The following is a 25329-nucleotide window of genomic DNA, read 5'->3' as shown; positions in this document are numbered from 1 at the left end:
ACATTTATCTTTGTAAGTTTTTTGCCTCGATGCTCATTGTGGCATGAGGAACGATTTTTAGTCTTTCTTTTCCGATTAATTTTCCTGTGATTCTACAAACCCCGTAGGTTTTGTTTTCTACACGGAATAATGCATTCTTTAAATCTCGTATAAACTTTTCTTGACGAATCGCCAATTGTGAGTTTGCTTCTTTAGACATGATTTCGCTACCTTCTTCAAATGCTTTAAACGTTGGAGATGTATCATCCGTACCATTGTTAAGGTCATTCATGTAGGCGCTTTTAATCAAATCTAAATCGGCTTGAGCCTTTACGATTTTAATCTGAATGATTTCCTTAAACTCTGCTAAATCAGCGTCAGAGTATCTTGCAACTTCATCTACCATAATACTAATTTTTTGTAATTGTTATTTTTGTTGTTATTCCATCAAAGTCAATTTCCGTGCCAAACTCTATAATTTCCTCAAAAACAAGGGTTTCTGTCAAAGTTTCTGATTTAATATAGTCCTCATTGGCCTTTACTGCTGTTTCCAAAGTATCATTATTTTGCAAATGAACTTTAATTTTATCAGTCACTTCAAATCCTGTATCTTTTCGGATATTTTGAATTCTGTTCACCAATTCTCTTGCAATTCCTTCTTGTTTCAGCTCGGGAGAAATTGTAATATCCAACGCAACTGTTATTCCGTTTGAATTGGCAACCAACCATCCTTCGATATCTTGTGATGATATTTCTACATCTTCTAGTGATAAAATTACACTATTTCCCGCAATTACAATGGTTAACGAACCTTCCTTGTCAAATTGTGAGATTTGTTCTGTAGTCAATTTTTGTATCTCTTTGGAAATCAATCCCATATCTTTTCCGAAGCGAGGTCCTAGAGCTTTAAAATTTGGTTTTATTTGTTTAATCAAAATCCCGGAAGCATCGTCCAAAAGTACGATTTCTTTCACGTTTACTTCCGCTTTTATTAAGTCTGAAACCGCTTCGATTTCGAGTCTTTGATTCTCGTCAAGTACCGGAATCATTACCTTTTGCAACGGCTGACGCACCTTTATCATCTCCTTTTTTCTTAGTGATAAGACAAGTGATGAAATGGTCTGCGCTTTCTGCATTTTGCTCTCTAACATTTTATTAACATACTTTTCAACTGAAACAGGGAATTGAGCCAAATGTACAGACTCAAAATTTTCTGTTTGTGTTGCTTTTGTCAGGTCTCTGTAAAGGGAGTCCATAAAGAACGGAGCGATTGGAGCACTTAATTTGCTGATCGTTAGCAAACAAGTATAAAGCGTTTGATAAGCAGCGATTTTGTCTTGTGCATATTCACCTTTCCAGAATCGACGACGACATAAACGAACGTACCAGTTACTTAAATTTTCCTGAACAAATTCGGATATCGCACGAGCCGCTTTTGTAGGCTCATAATCATCATAATAACCGTCTACCTCAGCAATTAAAGTATTCAATTCCGAAATAATCCATTGGTCTATTTCAGGTCTTTCGTTTACTGGAATTTCAGCCTCTTCATATTTGAACCCATCAATATTGGCATATAAACTGAAGAACGAATACGTATTGTACAACGTTCCAAAGAACTTACGACGTACCTCAGCAATTCCTTCTAAATCAAATTTTAAGTTATCCCAAGGATTGGCATTGGAAATCATATACCAACGCGTAGCATCAGGTCCGTATTCTTTTAAGGTTTCAAAAGGATCGGCTGCATTACCCAAACGTTTGGACATTTTTTGTCCATTTTTGTCTAGAACTAATCCGTTTGAGACTACATTTTTATAGGCAATTTTATCAAAAACCAAAGTTCCAATAGCGTGTAACGTATAGAACCAACCACGAGTTTGATCTACACCTTCAGCAATAAAATTCGCAGGAAAATCTTTGTTTTCGTCTATTTTTTCTTTGTTTTCAAATGGATAATGCCATTGAGCATAAGGCATCGCTCCTGAATCAAACCAAACGTCTATCAAATCGGCCTCACGCTTCATCGCTTTCCCTGAAGCAGAAACTAACGTAATTTGATCAACCACATTTTTATGCAAATCAATCAAATCATAATTTTCCTCAGACATGTTTCCAATCTCGAATCCTTTGAATGGATTTTCAACTTGAACACCAGCCTGAACTGCTTTTTCAATTTCGTTGTATAATTCCTCAACCGATCCAACCAGTATTTCTTCGGTTCCGTCTTCGGATCTCCAAATAGGCAATGGAATTCCCCAAAAACGAGAACGAGATAAATTCCAGTCGTTGGCGTTTTTCAACCAATTCCCAAAACGTCCTTCACCTGTAGCTTTTGGCTTCCAGTTGATGGTTTCGTTCAAGTCAAACATACGGTCTCTAACCTCGGTGATTTTTATAAACCAAGAATCCAAAGGATAGTATAAAATAGGCGTGTCGGTTCTCCAGCAATGTGGGTAACTGTGCACATATTTCTCTACTTTGAATGCTTTATTTTCTTCTTTTAATTGAATGGCAATCTCTACATCAATAGAACGTTCTGGAGCAGCTCCATCTGCAGCTATATAATATTCGTTTTTAACATATTTGCCAGAATATTGCCCTAATCCTTGGATAAATTTCCCTTGTAAATTCACTAATGGAACTGGGTTTTCATTTTCATCCAACACTAACATTGGAGGAACTTCGGGAGTAGCTTCTTTGGCAACCTTGGCATCATCAGCTCCAAAAGTTGGTGCAGTATGTACAATTCCGGTTCCGTCTTCTGTAGTTACAAAATCACCTGAAATTACTCTAAAAGCATTTTCTGGATTTTGGTATGGCAAAACAAAAGGCAATAATTGTTCGTAACGAATACCAACTAAATCGGCACCTTTACATTCTGCAAGTATATGAAACGGTATTTTTTTGTCTCCTTCTTTGAAATTTTCAAAATCAGAAGCATCGGTACTTTCAAAAAATCCTTTTCCAAATTGTTTGCCAACCAAATTTTTAGCCAAAATCACATTCGATGGACGGAAAGTATATTGATTGAATGTTTTCACCAGAACATAGTCAATTCTAGGTCCAACTGTCAAGGCAGTGTTACTTGGCAAAGTCCAAGGTGTAGTCGTCCAAGCTAGGAAATGAATTTCGTCCAAATCCAGTCTTTCGAACTTATAATGCTTTAAATTATTAGAACTGATGTAATCATAAAAAGTATTAAAAACCAACTCTTTTTGGTCTTCCAAAACTTTAAACTGAGCCACAACCGTTGTGTCGGTAACGTCTCTATAACTTCCTGGCTGGTTCACCTCATGTGAGCTCAAACCTGTTCCCGCTTTTGGAGAATACGGCTGAATAGTGTACCCTTTGTACATCAAATCCTTGTTGTAGATTTGCTTTAACAACCACCAAACGGATTCCATGTATTTGGATTTGTAAGTCACATACGGATCTTCCATATCTACCCAATACCCCATTTTTTCGGTCAGGTCATTCCATACATCGGTATAACGCATTACGGTTTTCTTGCATGCTTCGTTATATTCCTCTACGGTTATTTTTTTTCCAATATCTTCTTTGGTGATCCCAAGTTCTTTTTCCGTACCCAATTCCACGGGTAAACCGTGGGTATCCCAACCGGCTTTACGCTTTACTTGAAATCCTTTTTGGGTTTTATATCTGCAAAAAATATCTTTAATCGCACGTGCCATTACGTGGTGAATTCCAGGCAATCCATTAGCCGAAGGTGGTCCTTCAAAAAATACGAAAGGCTCATTTCCTTCTCGAGTGGTCACACTTTTCTCAAAAATGTTTTTTTCCTTCCAAAAATCCAGCACTTCTGACGCCACTGTTGGCAAGTCAAGTCCTTTGTATTCAGTAAATTTTGTACTCATTTTATCCTTTTCTTAATCGTGGTGCGAAAGTAAGAAATTTTAAAATAAAAAGGCAATGAGCATAAGTAAAAGTTACTCTTAGTTATTTTTTGTTTATCAAGCCATTATTTAAGCCCTTAAATTATTAAAAAAATAAGTCCAATAAATTCATGCAAAGCAGTTTAGAGATTAAAAACAGGTAATTATACGCGCATTTGATTTTTAAAATATTTGTACGTTTGATGCTCTTAATCAGTAAGTTAATAAATTTAAACAGAATGAATTTAGCTAAAATACTTGACAAACTTTCCAAGAAAATAACTTCTGAAATTACTGCATCAAATAATGGAGTTATAGTAAGTATCGAGCTAACAAATGTTGCCACTTTGAATGATGGTGATGAATTTTTACAAGAAAAATCTTCGATGATTCTTTCCATAGTAAATATTGAAGAAGATAAAACGCTAAAAAATCAAACTTTATACAAAGAATATCCAGGAAATGGCAACTCCATTGAGAAATATAAAAAGCCTACCCAAAACTTGATTTTGTCACTATTGTTTACTTCTTACAATAAAAACCAAAACAAATATGCCGAAGGGTTAGATAAATTAGAATACATTGTTAAATGCCTGCAAAACAACAACGTGTTTTATTATGATAATACCAATTTTTTTGAACAGACCGAAGTCTCCGAAAATCAAGCTAAATCAATGAATAAAATTATTCTCGACTTAGTCAGTTTAAAGTCGGAGCAACTCAACCAAATGTGGTCTTATTTAGGAAGCAAATACATGCCCTCTGTATTGTACTCCATGCGAATGATACGTGTTCAAAACGAAAATAACCTACCAACAGATCCCGTCATCGATAAGGCAAAAGTTCAACTTTGGACTAATGATAAAAGTGATATAGCGGGAGAAATAGAAGCCAGTTCATTCCTGTTAGAATAAAAAAACTTAGCATTCCAGCAAATTAAGAACCAATAAATATTAAGTCATGAATATTAGCTCTATTAAAACACCTGGGGTATACATCAATGAGATTGATGCATTCCCGCCTTCTGTTGCTCAAGTAGCGACTGCCGTACCTGCATTTGTGGGCTTTACCGAAAATGCTCCAACCCCTAATATTGTCACTAGGGTATCTTCCTTTTTAGAATTTCAACAACTTTATGGAGGGGCACCTCAACCTACGGGAATTACAGTCGACTTAGATGCGAATTCCTTGCCTACCGATAACTGTACTGTCGCTGAAAGTAAATTCAAACTCTACAATAGTTTGCAACTTTTTTATGCTAATGGTGGAGGAGAATGCTACATTCAATCCATTGGTTTGTATACAGATGCACCCGCTTTTGATGCTGGTACAAAAACCAAATTCATTACAGGTGTTGCGGCTATTGAAAAATTCGACGAACCTACCTTGCTCCTGTTTCCAGATGCTGTGAATCTTGCCTTTACAGATCTTGGTGAAGTCCAAAAACAAGCCTTAATGCAGTGTCAAAAACTAATGGATCGATTTGTCATTATGGATGTAAAATATGATAAAGCAAAAACTCCAATTAAAGACAACGAAGATTTTAGAGATGGCATTGGAACCAATAATCTAAAATATGGAGCGGCTTATTATCCATATCTGAATTGCAATTTCCCACAAGCTTTTAGATTGTCGGACATCAATACGGCATTGGCACCATCTGGCGGTTTCAAACAATTTTACCCGAACGACAACGATCTTAAAGCAAACATCACTTCTTTTGAAAGCCTTCATACAGATGTTTCTGGTTTAAAAACAAGTAGCACAAATGCAATTAATGCCAACAAATTATTAGATTGGACACCAACAGTAAACGCAACAAAACTAAATTCCAATTTAACAAAAAGCTGGAATCTCATCAAAGTGTTTGCAAAACCAAACGATTTTTCAAACCCAAAATTAGTAACCTATACCAATGACGATTTAGTATCTATTTCTTTGAAACCGGTGGTTCAAAAATTAATTGATTTTAGAAAAGCATATGAGAAATTAATAAAACCTGATGGCCTAACTTTAGTTACTGCATTAGCATTAACCATAAATGATGGCGATTTTAATGGTAATTGGGGTGCCATTTCTGCAATTACAGAATCCCCAGTAAACGAATACGATGGCAAATTAAGTAATTTAATTCCTGTTGCCGGTCCAGTTCCTGCCCATAATGAACCCGATTTTGTAAAAATTCAAGCCGAACTCAACAAATTACACACTTTAGTGGTAAACACATTAGACACTGCCGTAAATGCTGTTTACAAATACGAATTGGTTCAGGAAAATAACCTCATCGCACAAATGCCAATTTATGGAAGCATCGTTTCAAAATTGTCCCAAAGCATGAATACCGTTCCTCCAAGTGGTGCCATAGCGGGTATTTATGCCCAAACCGACGGCACAAGAGGCGTTTGGAAAGCACCCGCCAATGTGAGCATCAACGGAATCATTGGACTAACCAGAGACATCAATGACCTTGACCAAGAGCCCATGAATATTCATGAAACCGGAAAATCGATCAACGCAATTCGCAAATTTACAGGCAAAGGATTTTTGGTTTGGGGAGCACGCACACTCGATGGAAACAGTAATGATTGGCGCTATGTCAACGTGAGACGCCTTGCCAATATGATTGAAGAGTCAGTAAAAAAAGCCTGTATGCGTTATGTGTTTGAACCTAATGTTTCTCAAACTTGGGTAAACGTAAAAGGAATGATCGAAAATTACCTGACTTCTATCTGGAATGATGGTGCATTGGCTGGAGCCAAACCAGAGCATGCCTTTTTTGTGGCGGTGGGAATCAATCAAACGATGACTGCCCAAGATATTCTGGAAGGAAGATTGATTGTAAAAATAGGATATGCTCCATCCAGACCCGCTGAGTTCATTATTCTTGAATTCAAACAAATGCAACAAAAATCGTAAGCTCCCATAAAGAGCATGATTCGAAAAAATAATATTTAGTAACTAACATTTAAAAATATAAAGTTATGCCTAATACAGATTTTCCTATCCCAAAGTTCCATTTTAGCGTAGAATGGGGCGGTACAAAAATAGCTTTCACCGAGGTTTCCGGTCTAAATAAAGAAATGGATGTTATAGAGCACCGTGTAGGTTCCAGTCCAGAGTTTTTCAAGAAAAAAATGCCCGGTTTGCAAAAATTAAGCAACATTTCACTCAAAAGAGGTGTTTTTGCAGGCGACAATGAATTTTATCAATGGTACAATACCGTAGCGATGAACACTGTCGAGAGACGTAATATCACCATTTCGCTTTTGAACGAAAATCATACTCCCGTGGTAGTTTGGAAAGTAAAAGATTGCTTCATTGTTTCCTTAAAATGCTCAGACATGAAAGCTGATGCAAACGAAGCTGCAATAGATACAGTCGAGATTGCCAACCACGGATTTACGATGGAACATGTAGCTTAATAGCATGGCGAGTTCAAATCCCATAGTAGGTTTCCATTTCTCGGTCATTTTCGAGCTGTTACCTCAGTTTAGTATCGATACCAAGTTTCAAAGTGTGGGCGGTTTAAAAGGAACTCTAGAAATGGAATCGGTAAAAGAAGGCGGACAGAACCGATTCACCCATCAATTACCCATTCGATCGGGATATCAGGATTTAGTGCTCAAAAGAGGACTCACTTCGGATATGTCAGGCGTGTCGATGTGGTGTCTGAATGCTATCGAAAATTTCAATTTCAGTCCAGCCAATCTGTTGGTTTCTTTATTGAACGAAAACGGAAATCCCGTAAAAGCTTGGTATGTATCTCATGCCATTCCATTATCGATAGATTACGGGGATTTTAATGCCGAAGAAAACAAAATTGTCATTGAATCCATTGCTTTAAAATACAATTTCTTTAAAGAAATTCCGATTCCGAGTTTTTAAATAACTAACGCACAAAATTATGCCAATAGAAATTAAAGAACTGCGCATTGTAGTAAAAATTGAAGAGGATAAACCATCTTTTCAATCCCATTCTCCTTTGGACAAAGTGCAACTAGAATCTATAAAATCGGATCTTATTCGAGAATGCACCAATAAAGTTTTAGAAAAAATAAAAGAAAAATCCGAACGATGATACAAGCGGCTTTAGGCATTATAGACAAAATGAGGATTGAGGTTTTTGAGACAAATGAGTACGATAAAGACCCGAAGAAAACCATTTTTGTACAACTCAATCCAGAGAAATACACCATGAAACACAATGTTGTTTTTTCTGAAGGTCAGCCTATGGGTGCTACTGGCAATGATTTGAAATTTAACAAAATAGAAGGTGAAGAAGTAACTTTCGAATTTCTATTTGACAGTTCGGGTGTCGTTCCTCCCGGGAAAATAAAAGATGGAAAAGGTAAAATGTCATTTCTGGACAAAGCAGGCGATGTTTTTGATGCATTGAAACCCGCCATAGTCAATCCTTTTGACGAGGTTAAATCGGTAGAAGAAGATTTGGAAGCCTTTAAAAATCTATTGTTAGGCTACAATGGAAAAACGCATCATACGGCCTATTTACAACTTTTGTGGGGAGGTTATAGCCTGCAATGTCGTTTGAAAAACATGGAAATTGAATATTATTTGTTTCGAAAAGACGGAAGACCCATTAGAGCCAAAGCCAAATGCACTTTCAAAGGAACAGTTTCGTACAAAACCATGCTCGCCGAGCAAAAGAAAAGTTCTCCAGATTTGACTCATGAACGCGAATTTGAAATGAATGATAAGCTTACTCTCATCGCTGAAAACATATATGAAAATCCAAACTATTATATAGATGTAGCCCAATCTAACTCGTTATTGAGTTTTAGAAATATCCGTTTTGGTCAAAAATTGATTTTTCCACCAATAAAATAATCGAGTATGCCTATAAAACCCTATATCGATGAAGATGAAGTCTTGAAACTGGAAATTCTGGTGAAGGATAAAAACGATGGATTGGATACCTTGCTCAAAGAAGCACACGTTCATTTTGAGCTGAATAAAATACCATCGGCAAAATTCACTTTTATTGCTTCAAATAAGGATATAGATAAAAAAGAAACTTTTCCGAGTGATGCCTTAAAGGAAAATGATGAAATCACTTTTAATGCCACTATTAAAAAAGAAAAAAAAACACTTTTCAAAGGAGTCATAAAAGCTACTGAAAAAGTACAGGACGGCAACTTTATCAATATAAAAATTGAATGCAAAGACATTGCTTTTGATATGACATTGCCCAGTACAGAACCGGAAACCAATAATCAAACTTTTGAAGACAAACTAAAATTATTTACCAAAAAACTAAAACTCAATGATGAATTGTCTGGGAAAGATTGGGGGAAAGAAAAAATAACACACAACTCGGCCACGTTGCCTTGGGATTTTGTACTAGGCTATTTGGATTCGGTTGGGGTTTTTGTCTCTATAAAAAATGGTGAATTTAATGGCGTCGATTTACTAAAAACGCCTCCTACAGAAAAATATTTAGCCGAAAATGGTATTAATGTTTTCTCTTTTACGGGAAAATCAGATGAAACCAAAAAATTAAAAAAAGCAATCATTGAGCATTGGGATTCTGCTACTCAAAAAATAGTAAAAACCGAAGAAACACAAGAAGCCATAAACCCTTTTGAAAAATTAATAAAACTCAATGAAAATAGATTTAGTGAAGCGACTGTAAAACGAATGCTCAAAGCGATTCTTAAAAAAAGCGAACTACAAACCATTAATGGAAAAGTGCAAACTTTTGGCAATCTGGAAGCGCATACGGGTGATTTTATAAAATGCAACAAGGTAAACGAAAAAATAGATGATAAAGCCATCATCATTAGTGCCATAGAACACACTATTGAGAATGGAAATTGGAAAACCGAATACACTTTAGGATTTGAGGGAGAACCTTCATTTGCAGAAAACGCAAGTAAACAAACAGCGAGTCCACAAGCACAAATGGGTCAGACGAATGCTATAAGCGGTTTGCAAATAGGCGTTGTGGTACAAATTGAGGAAGACCCCAATAAGGAATTCCGGATTAAAGTTCGCATCCCTACACTGTCCGAAAAAGGAGAAGGCGTTTGGGCCAGACTTGCCACTCTCAATGCCTCAAAAGAAATGGGAAGTTACTTTATACCAAGTGTAGATGATGAAGTTATATTGGGTTGCTTGGGAAATAATCCAGACACTCCTATTATTTTGGGAAGTTTGTACAGCAGTGCAAAACCAATGCCCAACCCCATCAAAAAAGAAAATTATATAAAAGGGTTTGTTACCAAAGAAGGCACCAAAATACTACTAGACGACGAGAAAAAATCAATTGAACTCAGTACCAAAAAAGGAAATAAACTCCTCATAAGCGATGATGAAAAAGGATTTGTCCTAGAAGACGAAAACAAAAATAAAATAACGATGAACAAAGATGGAGTTACGATAGAAAGCAGCAAAGACTTTATCGTAAAAGCATCTGGAGATGTAAAAATTGACGGGACAGGTTGCACTGTCAATGCCTCCGGAAATATGGAATTGAAAGGGAGTATCATAAAAATAAACTAATATGCCAGCAGCAGCAAGAGCAACGGATATGCACGTTTGTCCATCCGCAACTGGGACAGTTCCTCATGTGGGCGGACCTATTTTGCCGGGAGGCAATACTACTGTACTAATAGGTGGAATGCCCGCAGCCGTGGTCGGAGACAATTGTATATGTACGGGTCCGCCTGATTCCATTTCAAAAGGCTCTGCAACCGTTACCATTGGCGGAAAAGCAGCTGCAAGAATGGGTGATTCAACAGCACATGGAGGAACAATAATACTAGGATGTCCAACAGTTTTAATAGGAGGTTAAAAACATGAATGACGAAAAATTTATAGGTACAGGCTGGAGTTTTCCACCGACATTCAATTCCATTTCCGGGTCAGTGGAAACGGTAGATGGAGTGACGGACATCAACCAAAGTTTGCAAATTCTTTTGGAAACGCAGCTCGGGGAACGCATTTTAAGATCTGATTTTGGGTGCAATCTGACACCCTTATTATTTGAAAACATAACCGTAACACTGCTAACCAAGATAAAAGGGATTGTGAAAATGGCGATACTCAAGTATGAACCCCGAATAGACCTCAACAATGTTTCTTTTAGTTCCGAAGAAGCGTCACAGGGACTGATAAAATTAGAAATAGAATACACTGTAAGAACCACCAACTCGAGACAGAATTACGTATATCCTTTTTATCTGGAAGAAGGAACATACATAAAATAAGACTGTCTTCTGTTATTGAACTGTTATACTAAAAATATAAAAATGGACAATTGCTCATCAAACATATCAATTCATCAAGGAATGGGAACTACCCAAGAAGAGCGATTTTTGATGGCTCTCAAACCCGATTATTTTCTTGTTGATGAAAGAAAAGAAGTTGATTTTATTGCTTTTGCCCAAAAATTGGCTGCCCATATAAAATTCTATAATGACTCCAATGTAGAGGATGGCAATTGGTCTAATTTTTTTCAGTGGGAATCGACCGCTATTCTTGTTCAACTGTATTTATGGGATGTGCAAAAATTACAAGAACAGTACAAAATCTGTAAAATTGAAGTCAAAACTTCAACAGTAGTTGCAGATCAAAAAAAAACACTTTTATCCTATTTTGAAACCCTAAACAGTCAATTCTTAGATTTTAATCGAAAAATAAATGTTCTGGATTCAACCCTTTCTGCCAAAGAAACCTTGCAAGGAACAAGTCCTTATTTCATTCAAAAAATAAAAGAATTAAATGACAAAATAACGGCAAGTACCAATCCAGTGGCATTGATTTCTAATTCTCAATTTGACAAAAACGTACAACAGCTTTATGGATTAATGCACAATTGGAAACAAGTTGCTGGAGAAAACATCTCAAATCAATTGGAAAGCTACTCCAATCACAAACCTCATTTTACATTATATCTTTCCTTTTTAAAACTTTTAGGAATTGCACAAAGCCAACTCAATGAGTTTACAAAAAGACATCTTGATTTTTATTACAGAGACATTTTACAAATACAACCTGCAAATGCACGACCTGACTATGTACATCTTGTTCTTGAACCTACTCCTGAAAAAGCAGTACTAGTCCCCAAAGGTCGTGTTTTTCCCGCAGGCAAAAATTCATTGGGCAAAAACAAATTCTACACTGCAACAGCAGACCAAGCCATTAATGACGGAACGTTACATTCTTTTTTAAGCCATTATAAAACTACAACTTCCCTTTGGAATCAATCGGATTTTATAAAATCGAATGCTCAAAATAAATCTTTCACTGTGTTTTCAGATTCGGCAACAATGGTAGAAACTGGTTTGCTTATTGCCAGTCCGTTATTCTTCTTGAGTGGCGGTTATAGAGTGATTTTTCTCAAAATAAACGATGAAAATTTAGATTTATCCCACTATAAATTTTTTATCACTGGCGAAAAAAAAGTAATCGAAATTAATGCTACTTATTACTATGGCAATTATATCTATCTGGAGATCTTAGCCTCAGAAAAAAAAATAATTGCTCATGACCCCAAAATACACGGCAGTATAAATATAAAAACCAATTATCCCGTTCTCAAAATCGTATCTCTAAATGGAGCCAAACAAATCGACATCACTCAGCTAGATATCTACATTTATGTTTCAGGTTTAAAAAATTTTGTTTTAGGCACCGACACAGGATTGGTTGATTCCAGCAAATCGTTCAAGCCTTTTGGCGATTTTCCAAAAAACGGCAATGGTTTTGTCATTGGCTGTAACGAATTTTTTGTCAAAAAAGGCGCCAATCTGTCTCTCAATATCAATCCTTATTTCACCAGTGGCCTTGATTTGCAAACAGAAAAACTAATAGATGGATTGTGGAGCAATACTCAAACTTTTAATTATGAAATTGAAAATACAAACCCAATATTGGAATATCAGGAAAAAAACACATTGCCAAACGCTTCCAGCGTTTCAGGTTATGCGAAAGTTATTCTAAACGACACCGATTTTGCAGGGGAAAAATTTCTTGAAACTTTTATTACTCAAAGTAAAGCAGACAGCGTTACTCTGCCTGTAGCCCCTACTATTAATGAAATTAGTTTGCAATATTCTGTTTCGGATACCTATGTCAATGGCGCATCAAATAACCCAATCGAAGTGTATCACATTTTGCCTTTTGGATACAAAAAGGATCAACTATATGATTCCAAATTTCCTCATGATGGTCCCGTTGGTGGTGAGCTTTATTTAGGATTTGATAAAGTGATTCCAGAAAACGGATTGTCACTTTTAATTCAGCTTGCAGAAGGAACCGCCAACCCAAGACAAGAACCAGCTACAGTCGAATGGTCTTATCTAAATCAAAATTCTTGGACGCCAATTGATCCACACGAAATGGGTGACGAGACTAATGGGCTCACACAATCAGGTTTAGTGCAATTAACAATTCCGGATTTTGACACCAGTCAAACTACCATACTGGAAAAATCGCTTTTTTGGATAAAAATAGCAGTAGATCGAACCGATGCCATTTGCCATTTTATTGGTGTTCACACTCAAGCATTGAAAGCAGTGCTAACTGATTTTGAGCAAAACGGAACTGTTTTCACCGAAAATACACCCAAAGAAACCATCTCAAAATTTCATGAACCTATTGATTTTATAAAAAAAGTCACTCAACCGTATGCATCTTTTTCGGGCAAGAAAAAAGAAGACGACGTATTGCTTTACCAACGCTCTAGCGAAAGGTTAAGACACAAAAAAAGAGCCATCACTTCATGGGATTATGAACGATTGATCCTCGATGAATTTCCAGAAGTGCATCGGCTAAAATGTCTAAATCATTACCGTTATAATGCTACCACGATATCCAATGTTTCGGCGGGCTATATCACTTTGATTCCAATCGCAAAATCCAATAATTATCAAAATCCTGTTTCCTGGAAACCTCTTTTGAGTTTGGGAACTATGAAAAAAATACAGCAGTATATTACCAAAATAGCTTCACCTCACGCTAGGATTTCGGTTAAAACACCCACTCTGGAAAAAATAGAAGTCAAATTTAAAGTCAAATACCATGAAATTCCGGGTGCCGATACTCGCTTATATGCCTCCGAGTTAATAAAAATAATTAACACCTATCTAAGTCCGTGGGCTTTTGAAAACAATGAAGTGGTTTTTGCCAATGCCATAGAAATCTCAGCATTGATCCAATTGATCGACAACCAGATTTTTGTGGATTATATAACTGATTTTGAAGTCAATCAAATCATTCTCAATGACACCAACGACAGCGTAAAAACAATCTTTTATAAAGTAAAAGAAATTATTCCGATGACCGATTTCACTTTGTTTGTACCCAACGAGTCTCATTTTATAGAAGAAATAAATAATTGATCAATATGAAAACCGATTATTTTATAGCAAAAGACCGAAAACTACTTCCTTCTCAAGATTATGATTTCTTGAGAAAAGAAGGAATGAAGTATATAGAAAAACTGGGAAACAAACTTTGGACCGATTACAATGCACACGATCCAGGGATAACCATTCTCGAAGTTTTGTCTTATGCTATTACCGAGTTGGGGTATCGAAGCAGTTTTGACATTAAAAACATTTTATGCGACCGATATGGGAAAATTTCAAACCATACTTTTTTTCCTGCCAGTACTATTTTTTCTAATGCTCCGCTTACCGAAATTGATTATAGAAAACTACTCATTGATATTGACGGTATTTCGAATGCTTGGTTTTTGGCTACCAAAAAAACACTTGATTCCTCCGGTTTTCTTGCTCCTCACGAAAATGAGATTCCCATTTATATAAATCCTGTAGAGGACAAATTAAGTATAAAATCCACTGATAAAAACAATATCGAACTGCAAAAATTACCGCTTAGGGGTTTGAACAAAGTGGTATTGGAACTGGAAGATGATCCAATTTTAGGTGATTTGAATTCCACTCTTTTGGACTTTGAATTTCTAGACAAAGACCAATGGATTCAGGTAAACATCAATCCGATGTTTGATTCTTGGAACCATCCAAAAGCCAATTTACTGGAAGCATTGAGCAAACCGGCTAAAATAAAAAGCAAAAAAATTGAGAAAGTTGACAACTCAGTCGTTCTTACTCTTTTTAAAACTCCAAGTGGTGTTGAATTTTTGACTTTTACCATTAGCTGTTATGACCCAAGCGAAATAGATATTGTATTGGCTCATTTTTCGGTTCCAAAAAATTATCTTGAATTGGTTACTCTTTTTAAAGATAAAAAAAGCAAAGTCGACGCCACTTTTCAAAAAGTGCATACGAAACTACATCAAAACAGAAATTTCACTGAGGACTATTTATGCCTTTCAACTATAGAAAGCATCGAAATTGGAATTTGTGTCGATATCGAAATGGAACCCCAAAGCAATGTAGTTGATGTTATGGCTCAAATTCAGATCGCCCTATTTGATGTTATAAACCCTCCTATTCGGTTTTATACATTGGCACAATTACTCGATCAAGGTTATCATTCGGAAGATTTATTTCTGGGGCCAAAACTCAATCACGGTTTCCTGAAAGAGGAAGAACTGAGTAATTGTGACTTGCCCACCGCAATTCATTCTTCGGATATTATTGCTGTGTTAATGGGGATAAAAGGAGTGATTTCGGTCAATAATCTTTTGCTTACCGCTTATGACAAAAATGGAAAACCTATTCCCGGAAGTTCCAGTCAACCTTGGAATTTGACTCTTTCTGGAGAAGTGAATCCGATTTTTACGCCTAAGAAATCCAAAATACTTTTGTTCCAAAAAAAGATTCCTTTTCTGCTTTCAGAAAACAATCAAATGTTGGTGGATCAAAGAATAGAAATTTATAAGTCCCAACAAAAAAACTACAAATTACTCAACACCAATAATGAATTGCCATTTCCATCGGGAACTTTTTACCAGCTGGATGAGTATTACAGCATTCAGGACGAGTTTCCTCAAAACTATGGTTTGGGAAAAAACAAATTATCGGATAAAGAATCCGATTTGCGAAAAGCGCAGGTCAATCAACTAAAAGGCTATTTGCATTTTTACGATCAAATTTTGGCCGATTTTTTCAATCAATTATACAACTCCAAAAATATTTTGGACACTGCAACCATTGACAGAACGTACTTCCCCAAGTTTCTTTCCAAAAACGATTGGACTGGGGGTGAATTTTATTCCAACGAGCTTTACACTAAATCCTTTGAGAATAATTTGTGGATTCCAAGCGACGATCAGATTACTATTTACGAAAACAAAACGGAGTTCTACGAACGACGCAACCGAGCATTAGACCATTTAATGTCGCGGTTTGGAGAAAGTTTCAACGATTACGTTTTTATGATGTATCAAGTCAATCAAGATGCAAAAGGGTTGGGAGAACTTAGTTTTCAATACGAAGATTTAATACAAGACAAGCAAAATTTTATCAATGACTATCCTGAAATAAGCAGTAAAAGAGGAATCGGAATGGATTACATAAATCCGAACACCCTTACTCCACCTAATTTTTGGGGTTCTAATTCTAGAGGAGGTTATGAGCAAAGGGTTGCCAAATTATTAGGTATTAATGACACTAGTTTAAGAGATATTGCCAATGACGATAGTCCGCAATCGCAATTGTCAATCCCAACAAAATTGGGGGTTATTCATTTTAAAATACAAAGTCCCGCAACCGATTTGGCTATTAAGTGGAACTGGCTTCAAGAACATATTTTTGATCCCAATGTTTATACCATTCATAAATCGGGTGCCAAATATTATCTCTATCTCGAAAAAGACGGTACTAAAATTGCCAAAGTCGATAAAGCGTTTGCCACTTTTGAAGCCGCGCACGATTATTACAATTCTTTACTCCAAACGCTGAATGAAGCTTTTGAAAACTTTTATTCCATAGAACATTTACTACTGAGACCTTTATTGACTTCCAACAAAGACAGTGACTTACTAACGGTTTGTTTACAGGACGATTGTAAGGATGAAGCCAATAATGATCCCTATTCTTTCAAAGCCACCATCGTTTTGCCAGGGTATTTAACTCGTTTTAGAAACTTGACTTTTAGAAAATATGCGGAGAAAATTTTCAGACAAGAAGCGCCTGCACATGTATTATTAAAAATTTGTTGGGTGAATGCAAACGACATGAAACAGTTTCAATTTGCCTATAAAAACTGGCTCGAAAACTACCGCTACTTTAGAATAAAATACTGTTCTAAAACATTACTATCAAAAGACGAAAACAGCTTCTTGCTTCATCATAAAGAAATGATTACTGCTCTAAATGAATTGAATACAATGTACCCCGAGGGCAATTTATTCGATTGTCATTTGAGTGAAATTACCAACCCCATATTATTAGGAAATACAGCATTAGGAACACTTTAAAAATAGTAACATGAAAGCATTTAACAACTCCAAATATCCCGTTTTTGAGGCAGATCAAGTTCTAAGCCAAAAACATCTCAACAGTGTTGTAAGTTATCTTGAAGAACAAGACCGCTTGTCTCGAACAGGGCTCTTAGGGATGGGAATTGTATGTGGATTAGAAATTTCGCATCCACAGCCCAACCAAATTAAAATAGGTTGCGGAACGGCTGTTACTTCATTGGGGTATGAAATTAACTGGGAAGAAAAACTGTTTACATTCTATCATAATTTAGAACTTTCGGCCAATTTTCTGGGAGCCAATTACAGCAAAGAACCTTTTTTGGAACCCATGTTAAAATACGGATCTAAATATTCGCCTTTCAAAAATGCTGTTGAATTGCTGGAACCCACAACTACGGAAGTAGTTAAAACAGCTATTCCCAATGGTTTTTTTAATGATAAAGCGGTCGTATTTATTCTTGAAACAGCCTTGATTGATGAGAAAAACTGCGTGAATACCAATTGTGATGACAAAGGCAAAAGACTGGAATTTACCGTAAGGCCTTTGGTTATCAATAATTCGGATATTGCTCCTTTATTGCTCAGCGGTTTTGATATCAAAAAAGCATCTCAAAAACTGGTTACTCCCAGATATAATGTGCCTTTCAAAAATTTGGTAACGGGACAACAAGTGCTTGACGGTTTCAAAAATTGGTATGATGATGCTTTTCTAACCACGCTTTCCAATCAAATAAATGCGATTTATAACACCAACAAAAATGTACTAAAATCAACTTCTGACTTTTCTTCGTTGAACAATTGCAAAACTCAATTAACGCAAACCATCACCGCCAACAAAGACAAATTGCAAATTCAATATGTGTGCGATTGGATTAGTGATATCGTTTCCGCATATAATGAAATTGTAGATTTCGAAAATCAAAATCCCACTTTTTGTTGTTTTGACGAAAGTCAGTTTCCTTTTCATATCATTTTAGGTAACATTACTATAGAGAATAATTTTAGAACGCCGTATATAAAGACCGGTAATACCGATAAAGAAATTCTACTAAGAAACAAACTCAACATCTTGTTTGAACGATTGGTGCTTTTGATAAAATCGTGGTCTATTACAGATACTGTTATCCGAATAACACCCACCATTTATGGAAAAACTCCTTTGTCCAAAAAATCGATTCCTTATTATTATTCGAACTTTTTGGATCTAAATAAAAAATGGAATCCCGATAAAACTGTAAAAAACAAAACCAACGAAATCCTTTCGTATCAGTCCGAAAAACCAAATTATACCGATTTACAGTGGGTCAAAAAACCCCTTTTGTATGATTTAGAACCGTATAACTTTCTAAGAATTGAAGGCCATATTGGTAAAAATTATTTGGAGGTACTTACTGAATTGTCTTCCTTGAAAGACACTTATAATCTACCATTCAAAACAATTGCACTTAATGCAGTTGATTATGTAGGCAAAGAGGTGGACATCACCAAACATCAAGGGGATTGGTCAGATCTGGAAGTTGATTATGATTTGGCCCGAAAAAAAGTGTACAATATCACCGAGTTTGTCATTAATTGGATTACTTCAAACAAAACGGAGATCATCGCGCAAACCTTCATGACCGATGCCACAATTACTTCTCTCAAAAACATTTTGAACGAAGTAAAAACGTTGCTAACAGAAGATTTAAGTGAATTTTTACCCAATTATAAAAGCTTTTACGAAATTTTCAAAAACTTAAATGTCCTCTTTTTATTCCATCGTTTTTGTCTTTTATGGGGCAAAAAAGATTTAAGCATTTTGGTTGAAGACTTAATTGATCATTTGGATCAAATCAATGAGTTGTTTCTTGAAGATTCCTTCACTGTATTATTTGATGAAGCCGTAAAAAGATGGAATGCCAGTTTCAAAGATTTGTTTCTTTCTACTTTTTTACAAAAAAACAAAGGAATGGAACACCACGCAGGTGTTTCGGTAGGAGGTACATTTATTCTGGTTTACTCGGATACCTCCATTTTTAAACCACAACAAATACCTCCAAAATATCTCGTGTTATTAGATTCTATTAAAAGTTATACGGATAGTTTCACTTTTGGAACGGTTGAGCAAACAAAAACAATCAAAGAAGATCTCACCAAAAGTGTATTATACAAAAAAACTAAATTTTCACATGCCGATTCCTATGATGAAGCTGCGCTAAAAGATTGTAAAAATCAAACAGAGAACATCAAAGCCAATTTGATAAAAGTGGCACAACAAAATATGGCCAATAATTATCCCGTGCATTTACAAGAATTTTTCTTGTCTAATATTACAACCCTATTTCAATTTGAACCGCTGATTTTGGCTGAAAATAGTGCTCCACAAAAAGTGGTGCTGGCCGATTTCTTCTTGCCTTATATTCAAAATCCCGAAGGAAATAACATCAATATCATTATAGGAAATCCGGAAACAAAAGTTGGCGATTTCGAAAAAACAGATTTCAATAATGACGATTTTAACACTTAGCAACTAATCCTTAAAAAATAAAGTTATGGCAACCAAACAAGAAATAATTACAGCAATTGACGGCAAAATTATTGCAAAAGGAAATATAACTGCTGTTGACACCAACAAAATCCTTAAAGACATTCTGGAGTTTTCAGACAAACCTGTAACTCCAACTCCAATCGCTGGCTTTGATTTTGGGAATATCAATAAGCCCTTAAGTACCAAACAACTTGCAACGGTAAAAGTGAATTTTACAGGAATACAGGAACTTTCGTGTTCATTATATATATGTACTGAAGCACGATTGAAAGACCCTGCAAACACTGACCAAAAAAACAATCCCGAATGGTTGTTTATACCTTTAAAGGAAGAAGAATATAAAATTCTACAGTCCTTTTTGCCCAACATCAATGAGAAACAAATGTATCTCACTTTCATGGTTCCCTTCTATAAAGCAGAGGATAAAGAAGGTACTACTCCAAGTACAGCAGGAGGTTTCAATACTGATACAAGAGCAACAGTAAGTCGATCTGATTTTCCGATGACAATTATTGGCATTGGCTTACTTGAAGACAAAAAGAAACAGAAAGGCGTTCACATTATATTGCCGGAAGCAGGTCATATTTCAACCTCTATGGCGCTTTTGTACAAACCAAACAAATTTGAATTTGGCCTATTCACAAAAGAAATGCAAGAGAATTTAGAAAAAGCATTGAATAGTATTCTTGAAGACAATGATTTAATTATTGATTAAAAACAATGCATTTAATACAACAACATACAATGGATATCAGCTGTGCTTCGACCGATTTTGGGAAAGAAGTACAAAATGTTGTTGCTGCATTACTAGAGAAAGAATTGTATCCAAAGCTTGAACTATTATTAAATCTCTATTCTTTTCAAAATTATACTTGGAAAATTGACAAACTGGAAATAACACTTCCTCCGCTTTCCAAAAAAAAATGGAAAGAAGAAATTGTGACACATTCATTGGAACAAATTGAATTTTATCTAAAAATGCATTTTGAAAATTTTGAACAAAACCCCAGCATAATTGAAAATTCGGAAATCGTATTTACAAAAAATAGCATTCTTGAAAGTTTATTTTTTGATTTTTTACAAAAAGGAATTCTTTCCGAAAATGGATTGATTAAAAACCTTGAAGAATTAATTGCAAGTGTAGAAGTAAATGAATCTTTTATTCAAAAATTAAAAGATTTATTTATAGAAAATCCGAAAGCTATAATCCGATTTATATATTCTTTCCCAGAAGAATTTAAATCAAAAATTGTGACTCGAATCGACAGCTCCCATTCTGAATTTGTTGCATTATTACAATTTGCATTGACTCCAAAAGCAAATTCTTTTTCTAGTGCAACAATAGAAAGTTGGATTGAATTTATGGCTTGGCAATTTTATTTTTTTAAAGAAAAAATGATTTCGAATTCGACCCTTTATAATACTGTTAAAACCATTACTTCCCAATATTGGGACATAGAATCGGATTATTTGTTGATTTTAAAAGAATTATTAATCACAGAAAAAGGTCTTCATAAAAAATACATTTTGTTACAAAAAAATGATTTTATTGCTTTTTGGAACATCTTTTTGAATACCCTAGATTCTTTAAATTCAAAAGAGGAATCCGTAAGTGAAGAAATAAATACTTCAGAAATTAAGAAAAAAACAAAATTAGAAACTCCCGATTCAAAAACACAGAATATGATTTATGTTAAAAATGCTGGTTTGATACTATTCCATCCTTTCTTCAAATCGTTGTTTGAGCAATTAGAACTAACCAAAAATGACATTTGGACCAGTAAAATGAGCCAACACAAAGCGATTTTGTTAACTCAATTTTTAATTAGCGGAGAAACAAAAATAGGCGAAAATGAACTGGTGCTTAATAAGATTTTATGCGGTTTTCCCATAGAAAATGTGGTCAATACGCAACTGGAAATTACTCCTAAAGAAATAGAAAAATGCGAAAGTTTATTAAATGCCGTGATTGAACATTGGAAAATTCTAGGCGACACCTCCGTTGCAGGTTTACGGGAGACTTTTTTGCAAAGAGAAGGGAAAATCCTATTTACTGAGAATGAAAAATTAGAACTCTGGGTAAAACAGGAAGGTGTGGATATTTTATTGGCTCAATTACCCTGGGGAATCGAAATGATAAAAACCCCATGGATGGAAGATTTTTTGCAGTGTTATTGGAATTAAATCAAATTAACCTCTTAACCATTGAATAAAAATGTCTAAAACAGGACTTCAATTTAAACCGGTTAAAAAACCACAGCGAAAACTGGCACCTTTCTTTCCTTCTGCAGCCAAGAAGAAAAAGAAAGAAACTGCTCTTGTGCCTGTTGCAGCAAAAACTACTAAAAAAGAAGCGCTAGATCCTGTACTTGATCCAAAAAAGGCATCCATACTAGACATTCAGAAGGCTAAAATTGTAAAAACTGCAAAAGCACAAAAGAAACACGGTACTGCTGAAGAGAAAAAATCGGAAATGCAAAAATCGGTTGCAATATCTCCCGCATTAGAAAAATCAAGTGTAGCCAAATCGAATCAGGTGGAAGACATGTCGAATCAAAAAACCAAAAAATTTGATTCCAAAAAATTTTCCGATGCTATTTTAGATAATATCAAAAAAGTAATCCCAAAAAACAAAGAGGAAATGGAGAAAGACCAAACCTCTTCTGAAAAAATGGGTGCTGCACAACAAGGCATTACAGATACTTTAGAAAAGGAAAAACAAAATACAAACGGCGATTTATCCAATGCTGTAAGTGCAGCTCCAGATCAAGCGAGTGTGGTCACAAAAGTAGCTACTCCATTGCCAAAAGAAGACATTGGAGCTTATCCTGTTGTTTCCAATCCAGGATTTGCACCTCCACTTAAAACTGCTCAAGACAACGATCTTTCAGCTGATTCCAAAAAAATTGATAGTGAATTGGCCAATAATAATGTGTCGGAAGAACAGCTTCAAAATGGAAACGAAGCCGCATTTGATCATTCATTGACAGAAAAAAAAGAAAGTCAGAAAAAAGCAGAAGGTACCCATCAGCAATATTTAAAATCGGCCAACCCAATTGCCGGTGCTACAAAAAATAGTACCAATGCCCTTACTACTGGCGGACTTGCCAAAATGAATGCAACCAGAAACAAACAATTAAGTCAAGTAGATAAAAACAAAGAACTTAAAAAACAAAAAGAAGAAGAGGTTCGAACCAAAGTCGCAACCGATTTGAATAAGATTTATGATGACACCAAACTTTTGGTAGAAACCAGACTTAAAAACCTTATCGAAAAAGTAAACAAAGATTTTGATGAAGCTCTCGATATTGCCAATAAAGCATTTGAAAAAAATGTAAAAGAAAGAACGGATACCAACTGGCTGGAAGATTTGGCCAATTGGGCAGCGGGAATTCCAAATGATATCAAGAAAGTTTTCATCGAAGAACAAGATAATTTTATCAATTCGTTGGCTCCCGTCGTTCGTAAAATTGGCGATTTTGTCGAAAAAGAATTGAGCCAAGCGACAAAAGATATTGACGACGGAAAACTCAAAACTCAAAACTACTGGAAAAATCAAGATAAAGACACCCAAAAAATTGCAGGTGATGTATTTGCCCATGCCACCGAGCGTTTTTCTGAATTGGATTCGAAAGTTGATGAAGCCAACGAAGGTTTAAAACAAAGTATTACCACCAAATTTAATGCGGCCGTTGCCAAACTGGAAGAAACTTTTGATAAGATACAAGAAGAAAACAAAAGTTGGTTAGAACGTGCTTATGATGCAGTTGTTGGAGTCATCAAAGCTATTATTGAAATGAAAAATCTGTTGCTTACTATATTGGCAAAAGTAGCAGACGTTGTTGGAAAAATAATTCTGGATCCTATTGGTTTCTTGTCCAATTTGCTGGACGCAATTGTTTTAGGCTTTCAGAATTTTGGCAAAAATGCTTTAGAACACCTCAAAAAAGGCTTTTTTGAATGGCTAATGGGCAATATGCCTCCATCGATTAAATTTCCGAAGCAGTGGGACTTAACCGGAATTTTTGAATTTATAATGTCCGTTTTTGGTTTGACTTGGGAAAATATTAAGGCTCGAGCCACAAAGATGTACGGAGCAACGGTTGTCGCAGCGCTAGAAACTGGCTTTGAAATTTTTCAAATAATTCGAAAAGAAGGACTCGGAGGATTGTGGAACTACATCAAAGAAAAAATTGGCGACCTTAAAGTCATGGTCGTTGATGCCATACAAAACATGCTTATCGAAACGGTAATCAAGGCAGGAATCACTTGGGTAATCAGTTTATTTAATCCTGTTGGTGCTTTTATAAAAGCGTGCAAACTCATTTACGACGTCGTTAGTTGGTTTATCAACAACGCCAGAAGAATATTGGATTTAATAAACAGTATTGTTGACAGTACAGCACTTATCGTAGCAGGAAAAATAACCCAAGCCGCCACATTTGTCGAAAATTCATTAGCCAAATTGGTTCCAATAGCCATTGGCTTTTTGGCGGGGTTATTGGGTCTTGGGGATTTAAGCAAAAAAGTTCAGGCATTACTTGATAAGATTCAAGCACCTATCAATAAAGCCATCGATTGGGTGCTTGAAAAAGCTGGAAATGTGGTAAAAACTTTGTTCAAAGCGGGAAAAGCTGGTGTAAAAAAACTGATAAGCTTTTTTAGCATTAAAAAGAAATTCAAAACGGAGGATGGGCATTCACATAGTCTTTATTTTGAAGGTACCGAAGAAAATGCTGAATTGATGGTAGCCAGTACTCCGACAACTTTTGCAAAATTTATAAGCAAGTTAGGAAAAACAGATGCCAAAAAAGCGGAATCCAAAAAAAATGCACAAGCTGAGTTTAATTTGCTAAAAGTGGCTATTTCTAAGAAAAATAAATCTGCCAAAGGATCGGAAAAATATCAAACGGAACAAACCGAAAAATATGAGGTAGTTACAGATCATGTCAATAAACTGAGTAATCACATGATTCCGCTTTTTAATATGGAAAGCATCGGAAAGTTTGAACTTACATTTGGTTCATTACAGAATGGTTTTGGGACAAGCATGGAGGTGAAAAACCTTCATAAAACAACCAAACCACCCACGGGATCAGTTCCGGGCGTTACCAACGCTGGTTATGAAACGCTTAAGAAAAAACGAAATGGCAGTTCGACTTATTACATCTTGGGTCACTTATTAAATCATAATTTAGGAGGAAGCGGTAATGATTTTAGAAATCTTACTCCTCTCACCCGAAAAGGGAACAAGGATCACAATGCAGACATTGAAGAAACGGTAAAAAAGGATTTAGCCGACGACAAAGTAATAAATTATAAGGTGACACCAATTTATGGTGGAAATTCTGTAAAAAACCAACCGCAAAATTTATTGGCAAAAAGAAAAAAAATTATAGAAATGGAAGAGAAAACCCCCTCAATAATAAATTACGAATTCTCTTCCTGGAAAAAAGACGATCCAAATACCAAAGTTACAAAAAGTGATCATTTTAATAATGGATTGGACTATACTCATGGCGATTATATAGAATAGCACGAGAATATAAATTTAA

The 25329-nt window shown here is 35.6% G+C and carries 17 protein-coding genes; 15 read left to right on the top strand and 2 right to left on the bottom strand.

The window, feature by feature from the left end; translation table 11 throughout:
- Positions 1-4: 4 nt before the first annotated feature.
- Together C8C85_RS08830 and ileS are read right to left on the bottom strand one after the other, a co-directional pair.
- Positions 5-385 carry a TraR/DksA family transcriptional regulator gene (locus C8C85_RS08830; RefSeq protein WP_077372364.1) on the bottom strand — a complete coding sequence of 127 codons (381 nt, stop codon included), beginning with the start codon at positions 383-385 and terminating at the stop codon, positions 5-7.
- 4 nt (positions 386-389) lie between these two features.
- Positions 390-3857, bottom strand: a complete 3468-nt coding sequence (gene ileS, locus C8C85_RS08825; RefSeq protein ID WP_116796743.1) for an isoleucine--tRNA ligase — start codon at positions 3855-3857, stop codon at positions 390-392.
- A gap of 257 nt (positions 3858-4114) precedes the next feature.
- Between ileS and C8C85_RS08820 the strand changes: the two genes are divergently transcribed.
- The 15 genes from C8C85_RS08820 to C8C85_RS08755 all read left to right on the top strand — a co-directional run bounded on the left by C8C85_RS08820 (position 4115) and on the right by C8C85_RS08755 (position 25310).
- The gene (locus C8C85_RS08820) at positions 4115-4789 is read left to right on the top strand and encodes a DUF4255 domain-containing protein (protein ID WP_165818109.1); all 675 of its coding nucleotides are present in this window, start codon (positions 4115-4117) and stop codon (positions 4787-4789) included.
- 46 nt (positions 4790-4835) lie between these two features.
- Positions 4836-6791 (top strand): phage tail sheath C-terminal domain-containing protein, encoded by a 1956-nt coding sequence (locus C8C85_RS08815; RefSeq protein ID WP_116796741.1) that lies wholly within the window; start codon positions 4836-4838, stop codon positions 6789-6791.
- A gap of 65 nt (positions 6792-6856) precedes the next feature.
- Complete coding sequence (locus tag C8C85_RS08810) at positions 6857-7297, top strand: phage tail protein (protein WP_111408249.1); 441 nt, start codon at positions 6857-6859, stop codon at positions 7295-7297.
- Positions 7298-7301: 4 nt separating this feature from the next.
- A complete protein-coding gene (locus C8C85_RS08805; RefSeq protein ID WP_116796740.1) occupies positions 7302-7760 on the top strand; it encodes a phage tail protein in 459 nt (152 codons plus the stop codon).
- Positions 7761-7779: 19 nt separating this feature from the next.
- Entirely contained in the window at positions 7780-7953 is a 174-nt protein-coding gene (locus C8C85_RS18450) for a DUF5908 family protein (RefSeq protein ID WP_165818108.1), read from the top strand.
- On the top strand, positions 7950-8720 hold the full coding sequence (locus tag C8C85_RS08800) for a hypothetical protein (protein ID WP_116796739.1): 771 nt from the start codon (positions 7950-7952) through the stop codon (positions 8718-8720). The genes C8C85_RS18450 and C8C85_RS08800 overlap by 4 nt, the downstream gene beginning before the upstream one ends.
- Before the next feature lie 6 nt (positions 8721-8726).
- Positions 8727-10394, top strand: a complete 1668-nt coding sequence (locus tag C8C85_RS08795; RefSeq protein ID WP_116796738.1) for a phage baseplate assembly protein V — start codon at positions 8727-8729, stop codon at positions 10392-10394.
- A 1-nt stretch (position 10395) separates the two neighbouring features.
- A complete protein-coding gene (locus C8C85_RS08790; protein WP_116796737.1) occupies positions 10396-10686 on the top strand; it encodes a PAAR domain-containing protein in 291 nt (96 codons plus the stop codon).
- 4 nt (positions 10687-10690) lie between these two features.
- Entirely contained in the window at positions 10691-11101 is a 411-nt protein-coding gene (locus tag C8C85_RS08785) for a GPW/gp25 family protein (RefSeq protein ID WP_116796736.1), read from the top strand.
- A gap of 42 nt (positions 11102-11143) precedes the next feature.
- Positions 11144-14236 carry a baseplate J/gp47 family protein gene (locus tag C8C85_RS08780; RefSeq protein WP_116796735.1) on the top strand — a complete coding sequence of 1031 codons (3093 nt, stop codon included), beginning with the start codon at positions 11144-11146 and terminating at the stop codon, positions 14234-14236.
- A gap of 5 nt (positions 14237-14241) precedes the next feature.
- The gene (locus C8C85_RS08775) at positions 14242-17244 is read left to right on the top strand and encodes a hypothetical protein (RefSeq protein ID WP_116796734.1); all 3003 of its coding nucleotides are present in this window, start codon (positions 14242-14244) and stop codon (positions 17242-17244) included.
- 10 nt (positions 17245-17254) lie between these two features.
- Complete coding sequence (locus C8C85_RS08770; protein WP_116796733.1) at positions 17255-19753, top strand: hypothetical protein; 2499 nt, start codon at positions 17255-17257, stop codon at positions 19751-19753.
- Between the two features lie 25 nt (positions 19754-19778).
- Entirely contained in the window at positions 19779-20489 is a 711-nt protein-coding gene (locus tag C8C85_RS08765; RefSeq protein WP_116796732.1) for a hypothetical protein, read from the top strand.
- 5 nt (positions 20490-20494) lie between these two features.
- Positions 20495-21958 (top strand): contractile injection system tape measure protein, encoded by a 1464-nt coding sequence (locus C8C85_RS08760; RefSeq protein ID WP_116796731.1) that lies wholly within the window; start codon positions 20495-20497, stop codon positions 21956-21958.
- A 31-nt stretch (positions 21959-21989) separates the two neighbouring features.
- Positions 21990-25310 (top strand): DNA/RNA non-specific endonuclease, encoded by a 3321-nt coding sequence (locus C8C85_RS08755; RefSeq protein WP_116796730.1) that lies wholly within the window; start codon positions 21990-21992, stop codon positions 25308-25310.
- Positions 25311-25329: the final 19 nt, after the last annotated feature.

The organism is Flavobacterium sp. 103 (genome assembly GCF_003096795.1).
Taxonomy (GTDB): Bacteria; Bacteroidota; Bacteroidia; order Flavobacteriales; family Flavobacteriaceae; genus Flavobacterium.
The sequence above is the reverse complement of the archived record's forward strand: the minus strand, read 5'-3'. Positions and strand labels throughout refer to the sequence as shown.